The sequence below is a fragment of the Amycolatopsis sp. Poz14 genome, assembly GCF_006704225.1.
Taxonomy (GTDB): domain Bacteria; phylum Actinomycetota; class Actinomycetes; order Mycobacteriales; family Pseudonocardiaceae; genus Amycolatopsis; species Amycolatopsis nivea.
This window is the reverse complement of the sequence record NZ_JACLHD010000001.1, coordinates 7,000,454-7,014,266: the sequence shown is the minus strand read 5'-3', so window position 1 is coordinate 7,014,266 and position 13,813 is coordinate 7,000,454. Positions and strand designations below refer to the sequence as shown.

Here is a 13,813-nt window from a genome sequence, read left to right as displayed (position 1 = left end):
CGGAGGTTTTCATGATCGTCATCACTGCCCCTACCGGAAACATCGGCAGCCGCGTGCTGAGTGAGCTGGTCGACGCGGGCGAGGATCTGCGGGTGATCGTCCGCGACCCCGCGCGGCTGCCGGACGCGGTGCGCGAGCGCGTCGAGGTCGTCGTCGGTTCGCACGGCGACCCCGAGGCGGTCGACCGGGCTTTCGCGGGCGCGGACGCCGTTTTCTGGGTCGTACCACCAGATTCCACCCGGACTCCGGCAGAAGGTTGGAGCGGCTTCACCGGCCCGGCGGCGAAAGCGCTTGTCGCGCACGGCGTCGGGCATGTCGTCGGAGTTTCGGCGCTTGGCCGCGGCACCGCGGTCGCCGGCCGGGCGGGGCTCGTGACCGCGTCGCTCGCGATGGACGAGCTCATCGCGGGCACCGGCGTCGCGTATCGGGCGCTGGCCAACCCGTCCTTCTTCGAGAATCTGCTGGAGGAAGTCGATTCGATCCGGGAGAAGGGCGTTTACAGCGACGTCCTGGACCCGGACCGCAAGGCTCCGCTCGTCGCCGTCGCGGACATCGCCGCGGTCGCCGTCCGGCTGTTGCGAGACCGGTCTTGGACCGGCTTCGCCGACGTCCCGGTTCTGGGGCCGGAAGACTTGTCTCCCAACGACTTGGCCCGCATCATGACCGAGCAGCTCGGCCGTCCGGTCCGCTACGAGCGCGAGTCGCTGGACGACCTGCGGTCCACACTCATCGGCTACGGGCTCAACGAAACTTTCGTCCACGGCATCGCGGACATGAAGTACGCCAAGGACAACGGCCTCGACGCCGGTGTCACGCGCACTGCCGAAACCGCGTCTCCGACCACGTTCGAACAGTGGTGCGCGGAGACCCTCAAACCCGCTTTCGACGCCTAAGGATCCGCAATGTCCCTCGAAAATCCGCCAGTGACCGCGTTCCTGCTGGTCAAAACCACGCCGGAATGGCTCGCCCTGACCCCGAAGGAACGGGCGGCCGCGTTCGCCACCCAGGTCGTCCCGGCGATCGAAGCGAAAACCACCGGCGTCCGGTCCCGGTTCTACGACACCGAGTTCTACTCCGCGCGCGTCACCGACGTCTGGGTCTGGGAGGCCGACGACCACCACGCCTACCAGCTCCTGATCGACGCCCTGCGCGAAACTCCGTTCTGGGACCGGTATTTCGAGATCGTCGACCTGCTCGTCGGCACCGAGAACGGCTACGCCCGCACGTACGGCTTCGACCCGCTGGCCACCATCGCCACCTGAACACGCGAACGGGCCCCGTTCCGTGAGAAACGGGGCCCGCTCCGGCGTGGCTCAGTGCGCCGCGGCCAGTGCCGCCGTGGCGGGCGGCATCAGCTTCGGGTATTCCTTCTGGAACTTCTCGATCATCTTCGCGGACGGGATGATCCGGTTCGGGTTGTTCTGGCTCACGGCCTGCTTCTCGCCCCACGCGCCGGCGGCCTTGCGCTGGTCGGGGGTGCCGTGGCTGTGGTAGCAGTCGCCGATGGAGGCGTCGAGGTACGTGACCTCCTGCTGCGTGCGGGCGTTCCAGGCCTCGCCCTTGGCGTGCGCTCCGAAGTAGCCGCCGTAGGCGTCCGGGCCCATCTCGCCGGATTCGTCGCGCGGGTAGTTCTCGTGCGCGAAGTCGACCTGGTGGCCGTACTCGTGGCCGACGACCGCTTCCACCGACACGTCGTCGAAGCCGAGGTGGTTGACCACGTCGAGCAGGCCGTCGCCGAGCATGATGCGCTTGCCGCCGAGGCTGTCGGCCGGGGCGGAGAACGCGTTCAGGGTCAGCAGCGGGTGGCGGCCGCCCTGCAGCGCCGGGACCTCGTAGAGCACCTTGGTCGCGAGCGCGCCCGCTTCCGCGGCCCGCTTCGGGTCGAGGCCGAGCTTGAACGTCTGCGTGGTGCGGTCCTGGCTGCCCAGGTCGGTGCCCTTCCAGGCGACCAGCTGGATGTTCCAGCTCTCGATGTCCCAGAACCCGCGCAGCTTGTCGATCGTCGCGCCGGCGCGCGGCGTGTACTGCCCGTCGGTGCCGAAGACCTGCGGGGTCTTGTCGCTGGCGACGGCCTGGGTGTAGAGCTGGCCGATCGCGCTCAGCGCGCTGAGCGCCTTGTTCTCGGTCGGGGACAGCGAAGACGCGAGCTTGTTCGCGTACGTCAGCAGCGATCCCTCAGTGCAGCCCGGGATCGGGCCCTGCGCGGCGTGCGCCTGCTGGCCCGGCCGCTTGACCGGCGAGTCGAACAGCGGGTCGACGCCGCGCAGCGCGTTCGCGGGCAGCCCGTTGTAGAGGTCTTCGACGTCCTGGTACAGCTGCGCGATGTCCTGGTCGACCGACGTCGGCTCGGCCGCCCGCGGCGCCGCGGTCGCCGGGACGGCCGTGGCCATCGTCAGCGCCGCGAGGGTGCCCGCCGCGGCGAGCGTTCTGCCGAGAATCCTGGTCCGTTTTCGCATGGGCCCCTCATTCCGGTTTCAAGATCACCAAGTACGCCCAACCCTAAGACGATCTTGGACGCGGAAACCGGGACGAGGGAAAGAACCCCGGGATGGCCCACGCCTTTCGGCGGGTTTTCGCCCTGCGGACATCGGCCGAAAGTACTATCGGGCAACGGCGGCCGCGGTTCCGGCGAACCGGGCATCCGGGAAAACGGGACAAAATGGGCTTCGCTGCGCAAGGGAACCAGAATGCCGTGCGAGGAAAAGCAGCGAAGCCGGGGAAACCGACGCTGTAGCGGTACGACTGGCGGCGGGCGCGCAGGGCGAAAGCATTTGGCAGTCCGCCAACAACGGGGAGCCGGTGCCGTTCGTCGTGCTCAGCGAACGCGGCTCAACGGGAGGATCCGGCTTTCCAGTGCCGCACCGCGAACGGCCCGCCCAGGAGCGCGGCGAGCGCGACCACCCCGGCCACGATCATGCCCGGCCGCGAGTCGAACGCCCCGGTCGCGATCATCACCACGCTGGTGACGATCGCCAGGATCTCGAGCGCGGAACGGCGCCGACGCCCGGATCCGCGGGCCAGCTCGGCGCTGAGCCGCGGATCCGTGGCGGACAAACCGCGTTCGATTTCGTTCAGTGCACGCTGTTCCCGATCGGTCAGCATGCGTCGCCTTGCTTCCGGTGTGCGTGCCGGCGGCGGATCAGGAAACGAAGCACGAACACGCTGCCGAAAACCGCCGCGAACAGCGGGAGCGGGTTGTTCCGGACCGCTTGCGCGCCGGCGCGGACCTTCTCCGCGGCCGGTGCCGATACGGTCTTCTCGACCTGTTCGGCGGCCCGGTCTATGGTCGCGTCGACCTTCTCGGCGGCCCGCGTCCGGACGTCCAGCTTGTGGCTCAGCGCGTCCAGCGTCTCGGCCAATTCCTCGCGGGTGACGTCCCGGTCCGCCCGGGCCTGCTCAACTTTGCGTTCGGTCATGACCGCCCCCCTTCATCGTCTCGACGTCTTCGCGGACCCGTTCGACGGATTCCTCCGGCACCACCGGCCCGGCGCTGCGTGCTTCCTTGCCGCCGACCAGCGCGGCGAGCCCCGCGACCAGCAGCAACGCGCCTCCGACGATCAGCGCGGACAGCCAGCCGGGCACCACGAGCGCCAAGGCGAGCACGGCCGCGGCGATCAGCGTCGCGCCGCCGAGCAGCGCGAGCACACCGGCGAACCCGACCAGCCCGGCTCCGATGCCGAAGCGCTTCCCCTTCGCCTGGAGCTCGGCCATCGCCAAGCGGAATTCGTCTTGGAGCAGGCGCTTGATGGAAGTGGTCAGATCGGCCGCGAGGTCCGCGGTGGACTTCTCGTGCGCGGGCGTCCGGTTCATTTCCTCCAGCACGGCTTCCTCCCTTCCTTTTTCGAGGCGTACCCGGCAGGGGGACGGCGAAACCGATCAGCGGGATTCCAGCTGTGCGAGGGTTTCGCGGAGCGCGTCGACGACCCAGTCGTGGCCCAGCGGCAGCGGGCTCGGCACCTGGTCGCCCGGGTCGTCGCGGCTGTGCGCCAGCACCTCGACTTCGACGCCGGACTCGCGCAACGCGGCGATCTCGGCGTCGTGCTGGACCAGCCAGGCTTCGTCGGCGACGGCGGCGTCGCCGGGACTCACCACGCCTTCCGCCGCCGGGTCGACGAGCAGGACAGACCGCAGCGAGCCCGGATGTTCGGCCGCCAGCTGCAGCGCCTCGGCGGCGAGGGGACCGCTCGTGACGAGGTCGCTGTGCCCGGGAGCGGCAAGGGTTTCCGCGGTTTCGCGCCACGCGCCCTCGACCGGGATCCGGTACCAGAGGATCTCGTGGTCCTCGGCGAGCGGACGCCAGGTGGCGGGCAGGCCGTCGTGTTTGGCCGCGCCCGCCGGGTCGAGCACGATCAGCCGGGGCGCGCCGGACCGGCCTGCCGCGACCAGCGGCGGGCCTTCCGCGCGGACCGGGTCGGACGGGAACGGTTCTGGCATGTCGGCTCCTTCCACGCGCTCCGGTTACCCGGGCGGGCGGACGAGAAACTGCCCGGGAGGCGTAACCGCGGGGAACGCGGGTAGCCGGGGAGTGACCGGGAGGAAGGAGACGAACCCATGACCACCGCCCGCGATTTGATGACACCGAACGCCGTGTGCGTGCGCGAGTCGGACACCGTGAACGACGCCGCGCAGACGATGGCGCGCGAACAGCTGGGCGCGCTGCCGGTGTGCGGCGAGGACAACCGGCTCAAGGGAATGCTGACCGACCGCGACATCGTGGTGAAGGTGATCGCCGAGGGCAAGGACCCGCGCGCCGTGCACGCGGGCGAGCTGGCGCAAGGAGAAGCGGTGACGATCGGCGCGGACGACGACGTCACCGAAATCCTGCAGACCATGTCGCAGCACCGGGTGCGCCGGCTGCCGGTGATCGACGGCCACGACCTGATCGGCGTCGTCGCCCAGGCGGACGTCGCCCGCGCTATGCCCAATCCGGACACCGGCGTGCTGGTCGAGGCGCTGTCGCACGATTACTGATCGCCCCCGAGTTTTGCCTGTAGCGGACCGGGGTAACCGCCGCGCATCCGCAGAGCGGGGCAGGGGGGCGAAGGGCCGCGCAACCGTCGCAGGGGGACGGTTGCGCGGCCTTTCCCGCGTCGGAGCGGGCCCGCGATTGAACGGCGGCACAGCGGGTAGCCGGAAAGGAACAGAACCGACTTTCCGGGGAGGACTCCCGTGGCCGACCGCATCCGACCTCCGCAGCAGCAGGACCCGCCGGGCACCACCGCGGAAATGGACCCGCAGCCGCGCGATTCGATGACCGACTACGAGGGCCGCGGCCTGCTGTCCGGACAACGCGCGCTGATCACCGGCGGCGATTCCGGAATCGGCCGCGCGGTGGCGATCGCCTTCGCGAAAGAGGGCGCGGACATCGCGATCTCGTATCTCAACGAGCACGAGGACGCCGAGTACACCGCGGACCGGGTGCGCGCGGAGGGCCGGGAATGCTTGCTGCTGCCCGGCGATCTCGCCGAGGCGAAGCAGTGCCGGGACATCGTCGAGCGCACACTGTCCGAACTGGACGGACTGGACATCCTGGTCAACAACGCGGCGACGCAATGGCCGGTGGACCGTCCCGAGGACCTGACCGAAGAACAGTGGATGCACACGTTCGACGTGAATCTGCACAGCTATTTCCGGGTGACTGCCGCCGCCTTGCCGCATCTGGGCGATGGCGACGTCATCATCAACACCGGTTCGGTGAACGGCTTGCGCGGCAACAAGAGCCTGATCGATTACTCGGCGACCAAGGGCGCGATTCACGCGTGGACGTACGCGATGGCGCAGGCGTTGGCCGACCGGGGGATCCGGGTGAACTGCGTCGCGCCGGGTCCGGTGTGGACACCGCTGATTCCGTCGACGTTCCCGCCGGACAAGGTGGAGAAGTTCGGCTTGCAAGCGCCGATGCAGCGGGCGGCGCATCCGGATGATCTCGCGCCGTCGTATGTGTTCCTCGCGTCGAATCGGCTGTCTTCGTATTACAGCGGTGAAGTGCTGGCCGCTTTGGGCGGCGAAACCGTGCCCGGCGGCTGACCGCGGCTCGGTCCGTGAAGGGCTCCTTGCCGGAATCTAGTTCCCTCAAGGAGCCCTTCACGGACATTCAGCGGTCTTTCGAGTCGAGACCGGCGGCCAGCAGTTCGGCGAGATGGATGCCTTCGCGTCCGCCGCTGTCCAGTTCGTGCAGCTGGGTCCGGCAGCTGAACCCGTCCGCCAGCACTGCCGTCCGGCGGTCCGCCTGGCGTACTCGCGGCAGCAGCACCCGTTCCGCGCAGGCCTTGCTGACTTCCAGATGCCCCCGCTCGAACCCGAAGTTCCCGGCGAGGCCGCAGCAGCCCGAATCCAGCCGTTCGACGTCCACTCCGGCTGCCTGCAGCAGTTTCTTGTCCGCTTCCCAGCCGAGCACCGCGTGCTGGTGACAGTGCACTTGGGCGAGTGCGTGCCCCGGGATCTGCGGCGGCCGGTACCCGGGGGAGTGCTGGGTCAGCAATTCCGCGAGGGTCACGGTCTGGTCCCGCAGCCGCCGGACGTCCTGGTCGCCGGGGAACAGTTCGGCCACGTCGGAGCGGAACACCGCGGTGCAGCTGGGTTCCAGGCCGAGCACCAATCCGCCGTTCCGGAGATGCGGGGCCAGCGTGCGCACGGTGCGCGTGAGAACCCGTTTCGCGACCCCGAGCTGACCGGTGGAAATCCAGGTCAGACCGCAGCACACAGACGGCTCCGGCAGTTCCACCCGCCACCCCGCGTCCTCCAGCACTCGCACGGCGGCCTCGGCGACGTGCGGATGGAAATAGGACGTGAAGGTGTCCGGCCACAACAGCACGGTGCCGCGCGCGCCGGTCCCGGCGGGTTGATGCCGGGCGAACCACCGCGGCAGCGTTTTCGGGGCGAAGCGGGGGATTTCGCGGTTCTCGACCCCGGCGGCCCGCGTCGCGAGGCGGGTTTTGCCCAGCAGGTTCACCAGCCGTGCCGTGCGGGTCTTCCCGACCAGCCGGGCGACCAGCGGCAGCCAGCCCATGCTGAAGTCCGACCGCGGCCGTTTCCACGGGCGGCCTTCGTAATGGTGGGCAAGGAATTCCGCCTTGTAGGTGGCCATGTCCACATCGGCCGGACAGTCCGATTTACAGCCCTTGCAGGAAAGGCACAGGTCGAGCGCGTCGCGGACCTCGGTGGAGCGCCAGCCGTCGGAGATCGGACCGTCGTGGTGGCCGTTGAGCATCTCGAACAGCAGCCGCGCCCGGCCGCGCGTGGAGTGTTCCTCCTCGCCGGTGACCTGGTACGACGGGCACATCACGTCGCCGCTTTCCGAAGTGGACTGCCGGCAGCGGCCGACGCCGACGCACCGGTTGGCGGCCTGGGAGAACGAGCCGCCGTCGTGCGGGAAGCGGAAGTAGAGGTCCTGCGGCTCGGCGGGGGACCACGAGCCGCCGAGCCGCAGGTTTTCGTCCAGCGAGTACGGCGCGACGACCTTGCCCGGGTTCATCCGGTCGGTCGGGTCGAAGATCGCCTTGAGCTGGCCGAAAGCGGTGACCAGGTCGTTGCCGAACATGCGCGGCAGCAGTTCGCCGCGGCTCTGCCCGTCGCCGTGCTCGCCGGAGAACGAGCCGCCGAACTCCGCGACGAGGTCGGCGGCGCGTTCCATGAACTTCCGGTAGGTCGCGACGCCGGACGCGGTGTAAAGGTCGAACGGGATCCGCGTGTGCACGCAGCCCTGTCCGAAGTGGCCGTACAGGCTCGGCCCGGTTTCGTCGGCGTAGCCGAATTCCGCGTACAGCGCGTCCAGCCGACGGAGATAGTCGCCGAGTTTCTCCGGCGCTACCGCGGAATCTTCCCAGCCCTCGAAGGTGTCCCGCTCGCCGGGGACATGCGCGGTCGCGCCTAGCCCGGCTTCGCGGACCTGCCAGAGTTCGGCTTCCTTCGCCGGGTCGTCGAGGAACGCGACCTCGGCGCCCTCGATGGAGTCGAGCAGCCCGCGCGCTTGCTTGTCGGCTTCTTCGATCGTCTGCCCGCCGAACTGGACCATCAGGAACGCCCGGCCGCGCGGCAGTTCTTCGCGGGCTTTTTCGTTGAGGTTCTTCAACCGTTCGTCGTAGAGGAGCCGGTGGTCGACGCCTTCGAGCGCGATCGGTTCGTGCGGCAGGATGTCCGGCACCGCGTCGGCGGCTGTCGCGATGTCCGGGTAGCCGAGCACGACCATCGCGCGCTCCGGCAGCACCGGCACCAGCTTCAGTTCCGCGCGCAGGACCGTGACCAGCGTCGATTCGCTGCCGACGAGCAGTCCGGCGATGTCGAAGCCGTGTTCGGGCAGCAGCGAGTCGAGGTTGTAGCCCGACACCCGGCGCGGGATGTCCGGGAAGCGTCGGCGGATCTCGTCGGCGTATTCGTCGCGCAGCCGGCGCAGCTGCCGGTAGATCGCGGCGCGCCGGTCGCCGTGGTGCTCGATCTCGGCGTACTCGGCGTCGCTGGTCTTGCCGCACCAGAACCGGGTTCCGTCCGCCAGCAGCACTTCCAGGCGCACGATGTTGTCCACGACCTTGCCGGTGCGCTGGGCGGTCGCGCCGCAGGAGTTGTTGCCGATCATGCCGCCGAGGGTGCAGTTCATGTGCGTCGCGGGCTCGGGCCCGTACCGGAGCCCGGTGTCGGCGAGCTGCCGGTTGAGGTCGTCCAGCACGATTCCCGGCTGCACCACGCAGGTGCGGTTGTCCGCGTCGACGGATTCCAGCTCGGAGCAGTACTTCGACCAGTCGAGCACGACGGCGGTGTTCGTGCACTGGCCCGCGAGGCTCGTGCCGCCGCCCCGCGAAAGCACCGGCGCGCCGAACTCCCTCGCGACGGCCAGCGCTTCGACACCGTCCTCGGGGGAGCGCGGCACGACGACGCCGAGGGGGACCTGGCGGAAATTGGACGCGTCGGTGGAGTAGGCGGCGCGGCTGCCGTCGTCGAAGCGGACCTCGCCCTCGACCCGCTCGCGCAACGCGGCAGCGAGGGCGTCGATGTCGATTTCGGCCGGTTCCGGCACGCGGACCACGGGATTGGGGAGTTCGGCGGTGCTCATCGGCCCTCCTTGACCGCATACTCGGCCGCGGCGTCGGCGTGCAGGCGCAGCCCGTGCCCGGCGGTGGACATCGACGGGGCGACCCGGCCGCCGCTCGGATCGAGGCCGCCGTAGAACAGTTCCCGTTCGATCCGGTCGTGGTCGGCGAACCATTCGATGTGCCGGAAGTTCGGGGTCGCGGCGGCCGCGTGCGCGGACAGATTCGGCGCGCAGTGCGCGGAAACCTCGCGGTTCGCGGCGGCGGCGAGGGCGGCGACGCGCCGCCATTCCGTGTAGCCGCCGCAGCGCGTCACATCGACCTGGAGACAGTCGACCGACGGCAGCATCCGGGCGAAGTACGGCAGGTCGTAGCCGTATTCACCGGCGGCGATGTCCGGTCCGTCGGGCGTGCGCAGCTGCGCGAGCCCGGGCAGGTCGTCGCTGGACACCGGCTCCTCGAACCAGGTCACGCCGAACTCCCGCAAGGTATCCGCGATCCGGCGGGCCCGGCCGACCGAATAGCCGCCGTTCGCGTCGACGTACAGCGCGGCGTCGTCCCCGATCGTCTCCCGGGCCAGCCGGACCCGGCCGATGTCGCGGGCGACCGCGGATCCCCACGACTCGCCGATCTTGATCTTCACGCGCGGGATGCGCTGCTCGCGCACCCAGTGGTCCAGCTGCGCGACCAGCTCGTCGTCGTCCTGCGAGGTGAAGCCGCCGCTGCCGTACACGTCGACCTCGTCGTGCGCCCGGCCGAGCAGCCGGCTCAGCGGAACGTCGAGCAGCCGCGCGGCCGCGTCCCAGATCGCGATGTCCACAGCGGACAGTGCACAAGAGACCAATCCGGGACGGCCGAGGTTCCGGATCGCGTGCTGCATCGCGGTCCAGCACGCGGGCGGGTCCAGCACCGGCTTGCCTGCGACGGCGGAGGCCAGTTTGCCTTCGATCAGCGGGACGCACGAGAAATCGGCGTACGTCCAGCCGAGACCGTCGGTGCCGCCGGCCCGCACCCTGGCCACGACGAGCGTGGTGGAATCCCAGGAGAGCGTGCCGTCGGCTTCCGGCGAAGGAGTGGGCACCTGGTAGGCGCGCGCGTCGATGCGTTCGATGTGCGGGGCGGCGACGGTCACCGCGACCGTCCGGGCAAGAACTCCTGCAGCTTCGTCTTCGCACCCTGGAACATCAGGTGGAACGCTTCGGGATCGCCCTTGAGCACGGACTCGGTCACCGATTTCATCTGCTCGAACGTCGCGTGCGGCGGAATCGGCGGAACCTCGGCGTCGCAGCGCACGTCCAGCACCGTCGGCCGGTCCGCGGCGAACGCGGTCCGCCAGGCCGACGCGAGATCGCCCGGGTCGTCGACGTTCACGCCTTCGAGGCCGACACTGCGGGCGAACCCGGCGTAGTCGACGTCCGGCAGCGACTGCGATTCCTCGAACTTCGGCGCGCCGCCCATCGCGCGCAGCTCCCACGTGACCTGGTTGAGGTCGTTGTTGTGGAAGACGCAGATAATGCACCGCGGATCGGTCCACAATCCGTGGTAGCGGGCGATGGTGATCAGCTCGGCCATCCCGTTCATCTGCATCGCACCGTCGCCGACGAGCGCGATCGCCGGCCGGTCGGGATGCGCGAACTTCGCGCCGATCGCGTACGGCACGCCGGGGCCCATCGTCGCGAGCGTGCCGGACAGCGTGCTGCGGATGCCTTCGCGGATCCGGAGATTGCGCGCGTACCAGTTGGTCGACGAGCCGGAATCGGCGGTGACCATCGCGTCGCCCGGGATCTGCTTCGACAGCTCGTGCACGATCCGCATCGGGTTGACCGGTTTCGCGTCGACCTCGGCCTGCTGGTCCATGGTGGTCCACCAGTCGCCGACGTTCTTCTCGATTTTCTCGCGCCACGAACGGTTTTCGGTCCGGTTCAGCTTCGGCAGCAGCGCGCGCAGGGTCGCCGCGGCGTCGCCCACGAGATTGACCTCGGTGGGGTAGCGCATGCCGATGAACCGGCCGTCGATGTCGATCTGCACCGCGCGGGCCTGCCCGTACTCCGGCAGGAACTGGCTGTACGGGAAATTGGACCCGACGATCAGCAGGGTGTCGCAGTCGCGCATCATCTCGTAGCTCGGCCGGGTGCCGAGCAGGCCGATCGCGCCGGTCACGTACGGCAGGTCGTCGGGGAGAACGTCCTTGCCCAGCAACGCTTTCGCCACGCCGGCCCCGGTCAGGTCGGCGACCTGGCGCACCTCCTCGGCCGCACTGCGCGCGCCTTGCCCGACGAGGATCGCGACCTTCTCCCCGGCGTTGAGCACGTCGGCCGCTTCGCTGATCGCGGGTTCGGGCGGCACCGGATTCGGCCACGCGGTCCCGGGCGGGCTCGACGGCATCTGCTTGAACGCGTGCTGCGGCGGCTCGTACGGCTCTTCCTGCAGATCCGCCGGGATGATCAGCGCGGTCGGCGTGCGCGACGCCTGCGCGACCCGGAACGCGCGGTCGAGCGCGTTGGGCAGCTGCTCGGCGACGTTCACCTCGATGCAGTACTCGTTCGCGACATCCCGGTACAGCGCTTGGAGTTCGACCTCCTGCTGGTAGCTGCCGCCCATCGCGGTGCGCGCGGTCTGCCCGACGATCGCGACGACCGGGACGTGGTCGAGTTTCGCGTCGTAGAGCCCGTTCAGCAGGTGGATCGCGCCCGGCCCGGACGTCGCCATGCACACGCCGACGGCCCCGCTGAACTTCGCGTAGCCGACCGCGGAGAAGGCGGCCATCTCCTCATGCCGGGCCTGGACGAAGCGCGGCTGGTTGTCCGCCTTGCCGAAGGACGCGACGAGACCGTTGATCCCGTCGCCGGGGTACGCGAACACCTGTTCCACGCCCCAGTCACGCAGCCGCGAAAGCAGGTAGTCGCCGACGGTCTCGGTCATGACAAGTCCTCCCGTGCGTTGAGTCCTCCCCGGCTACCCGGAGGTCGGGGGCGTTACACGTCGTGTCGCAGCCCCTGTTCGTGGCCTGTCGCGTTTGTGGTGGTTTCCGCTCCGTCGAGGTGGCGCGCGGTGTTGACGAGCCCGACCATGCTGAACGCCTGCGGCATGTTCCCGAGCTGCCGTCCGGCGCTCATGTCGTATTCCTCGCTCAACAGGCCGACGTCGTTGCGGACGGCCAGCATCTGCTCGAAAACCTCGACGGCTTCCTCGGTCCGGCCGGTTCCGTGCAACGCGTCGGCGAGCCAGAAACTGCACGGCAGGAAAGCGCCTTCGCCGCCGCTCAAATCGCCGGGGCCGGAATCGGCATTCGGGTCGAAACGGTGGACGAAACCGTCCCGCGACAGTTCTTTCCGCACCGCGTCGACGGTTCCGCGCACCCTCGGGTCGCTTCCGGGGAGGAAGCCGACGCGGGGGATGAGCAGCAACGCGGCGTCCAGGCCGTGCGAGCCGTAGAACTGGGTGAAAGTGTTGCGGCCGGTGTCGAAACCCTTCCGGCAGACTTCCTCGTGAATGCGGTCGCGCAGCGCACGCCAGCGGTCGACCGGTCCGTCGAGGTCGTGGCGTTCCACCGTCCGGACGGCCCGGTCGACGCCCGCCCACGCCATCACCTTGGAATGCACGAAATGCTGCGGTTCGCCGCGGACCTCCCACAGGCTCCGGTCGGGCTGATCCCAATGGCCTTCGAGGAAATCGAGCAATCCGCGTTGCAGATCCCATGCCGGATGTATCACCGGAAGTCCGGCTTCGCGGACGAGGTGCAGACCGTCGAGCGCTTCGCCCCACACGTCGAGCTGGACCTGGCCCGCCGCGGCGTTGCCGATCCGTACCGGGGTGGAACCGGCGTATCCGTCGAGCCAGTCCAATGTGGACTCCGGAACGCGGCGGGAACCGTCGAGTCCGTAAAGGACCTGGAGGTCGGCCGGATCGCCGGCCGCGGCGCGGACGAGCCATTCGCGCCAGGCTTTCGCTTCGTCCGGATAGCCCGTGCCGACGAGCGCTTGCAGGGTGAAGGTGGCGTCGCGCAGCCAGCAGTAGCGGTAGTCCCAGTTGCGTTCGCCGCCGAGTTGTTCCGGCAGCGAGGTCGTCGGCGCGGCGAGAATGCCGCCGGTCGGTTCGTAGGTGAGCGCCTTCAAGGTGATCAGTGCACGGCGCACCGCGGAGGGCCATCGGCCGTCGTACCGGCAGCGGCCGATCCAGTCCGCCCAGAAGCGTTCGGTGTGCGCCAGCGCTTTCTCGGCGTCAGCCGGATCGGGACGTTCCTGGTAGGAGGCGTGGTAGGTCAGCACGAACGGCACGCGGTCGCCCTCGGCGACGGTGAACTCGGCGAAACCCTCGGTGGACACTTCGACCGGAGTGGTCAGCCGGACCGCGTCGGGACCCGCGACCGCGTCGAATCGTCCGTCGACGTGCCGGACCCACGGCCGCACCGAGCCGTAGTCGAACCGCGGCCGCAGGCAGGTCCGCATCGGGACCCGGCCGCGCACGCCTTCGACGATGCGGACGAGATCGGCCGCTCCGTCGCGCGGCGGCATGAAGTCGACCACGCGCACGGTGCCGCCAGCGGTTTCCCATTCGCTGGCGAGGACCAGGGAGTCGCCGACGTAACCTCGGCGGGTGGCCGGCCCGCCGTCCGCGGGTCCGAGCTGCCACACCCCCGCGCTTTCGTCGTGCAGCAGCGCGGCGAAGCACGCGGGGGAGTCGAACCGCGGCAGGCACAGCCACTCGACCGCACCTTCCCGCGACACCAACGCCGCGGTGTGCAGGTCGCCGAGCAGGGCATAGTCTTCGATCGGGCGCTGGTTCATCGC

Annotated in this window: 13 protein-coding genes; 4 read left to right on the top strand and 9 right to left on the bottom strand. The window is 69.5% G+C overall.

What is annotated here, in order from left to right:
* The first annotated feature begins 11 nt into the window (after positions 1 to 11).
* A complete protein-coding gene (locus FKO37_RS32595) occupies positions 12 to 893 on the top strand; it encodes an NAD(P)H-binding protein (RefSeq protein ID WP_238607010.1) in 882 nt (293 codons plus the stop codon).
* A 9-nt stretch (positions 894 to 902) separates the two neighbouring features.
* Complete coding sequence (locus FKO37_RS32590; protein WP_238607009.1) at positions 903 to 1,262, top strand: darcynin family protein; 360 nt, start codon at positions 903 to 905, stop codon at positions 1,260 to 1,262.
* Between the two features lie 51 nt (positions 1,263 to 1,313).
* Here FKO37_RS32590 and FKO37_RS32585 read toward each other — a convergent pair whose 3' ends face one another.
* From FKO37_RS32585 to FKO37_RS32565, 5 genes are all read right to left on the bottom strand, one after another.
* Positions 1,314 to 2,456, bottom strand: a complete 1,143-nt coding sequence (locus FKO37_RS32585; protein WP_238607008.1) for a M48 family metalloprotease — start codon at positions 2,454 to 2,456, stop codon at positions 1,314 to 1,316.
* A 373-nt stretch (positions 2,457 to 2,829) separates the two neighbouring features.
* Positions 2,830 to 3,102 (bottom strand): DUF3040 domain-containing protein, encoded by a 273-nt coding sequence (locus FKO37_RS32580; RefSeq protein WP_037813297.1) that lies wholly within the window; start codon positions 3,100 to 3,102, stop codon positions 2,830 to 2,832.
* Entirely contained in the window at positions 3,096 to 3,416 is a 321-nt protein-coding gene (locus FKO37_RS32575; protein ID WP_238607007.1) for a DUF3618 domain-containing protein, read from the bottom strand. The genes FKO37_RS32580 and FKO37_RS32575 overlap by 7 nt, the downstream gene beginning before the upstream one ends.
* Positions 3,397 to 3,822 carry a phage holin family protein gene (locus tag FKO37_RS32570; RefSeq protein ID WP_037813293.1) on the bottom strand — a complete coding sequence of 142 codons (426 nt, stop codon included), beginning with the start codon at positions 3,820 to 3,822 and terminating at the stop codon, positions 3,397 to 3,399. Before FKO37_RS32570 ends, FKO37_RS32575 begins: the two co-directional genes overlap by 20 nt.
* A 54-nt stretch (positions 3,823 to 3,876) precedes the next feature.
* Positions 3,877 to 4,434 (bottom strand): hypothetical protein, encoded by a 558-nt coding sequence (locus tag FKO37_RS32565; protein ID WP_134662385.1) that lies wholly within the window; start codon positions 4,432 to 4,434, stop codon positions 3,877 to 3,879.
* A 117-nt stretch (positions 4,435 to 4,551) separates the two neighbouring features.
* On the opposite strand from FKO37_RS32565, the gene FKO37_RS32560 reads away from it, so the two are divergent.
* Both FKO37_RS32560 and FKO37_RS32555 read left to right on the top strand, forming a co-directional pair.
* Complete coding sequence (locus FKO37_RS32560; RefSeq protein ID WP_037813288.1) at positions 4,552 to 4,971, top strand: CBS domain-containing protein; 420 nt, start codon at positions 4,552 to 4,554, stop codon at positions 4,969 to 4,971.
* Between the two features lie 198 nt (positions 4,972 to 5,169).
* On the top strand, positions 5,170 to 6,027 hold the full coding sequence (locus FKO37_RS32555; protein WP_238607006.1) for an SDR family oxidoreductase: 858 nt from the start codon (positions 5,170 to 5,172) through the stop codon (positions 6,025 to 6,027).
* A 67-nt stretch (positions 6,028 to 6,094) separates the two neighbouring features.
* Here FKO37_RS32555 and FKO37_RS32550 read toward each other — a convergent pair whose 3' ends face one another.
* The 4 genes from FKO37_RS32550 to FKO37_RS32535 are packed head-to-tail and all read right to left on the bottom strand — an operon-like array spanning position 6,095 to position 13,810.
* Positions 6,095 to 9,046, bottom strand: coding sequence for an FAD-binding and (Fe-S)-binding domain-containing protein (locus tag FKO37_RS32550; RefSeq protein ID WP_238607005.1), 2,952 nt, complete (start codon positions 9,044 to 9,046; stop codon positions 6,095 to 6,097).
* Positions 9,043 to 10,155, bottom strand: a complete 1,113-nt coding sequence (locus FKO37_RS32545; RefSeq protein ID WP_238607004.1) for an enolase C-terminal domain-like protein — start codon at positions 10,153 to 10,155, stop codon at positions 9,043 to 9,045. The genes FKO37_RS32550 and FKO37_RS32545 overlap by 4 nt, the downstream gene beginning before the upstream one ends.
* Entirely contained in the window at positions 10,152 to 11,945 is a 1,794-nt protein-coding gene (locus FKO37_RS32540) for a thiamine pyrophosphate-requiring protein (protein WP_238607003.1), read from the bottom strand. The genes FKO37_RS32545 and FKO37_RS32540 overlap by 4 nt, the downstream gene beginning before the upstream one ends.
* Before the next feature lie 53 nt (positions 11,946 to 11,998).
* Positions 11,999 to 13,810, bottom strand: coding sequence for a glycoside hydrolase family 15 protein (locus FKO37_RS32535; protein ID WP_238607002.1), 1,812 nt, complete (start codon positions 13,808 to 13,810; stop codon positions 11,999 to 12,001).
* Positions 13,811 to 13,813: the final 3 nt, after the last annotated feature.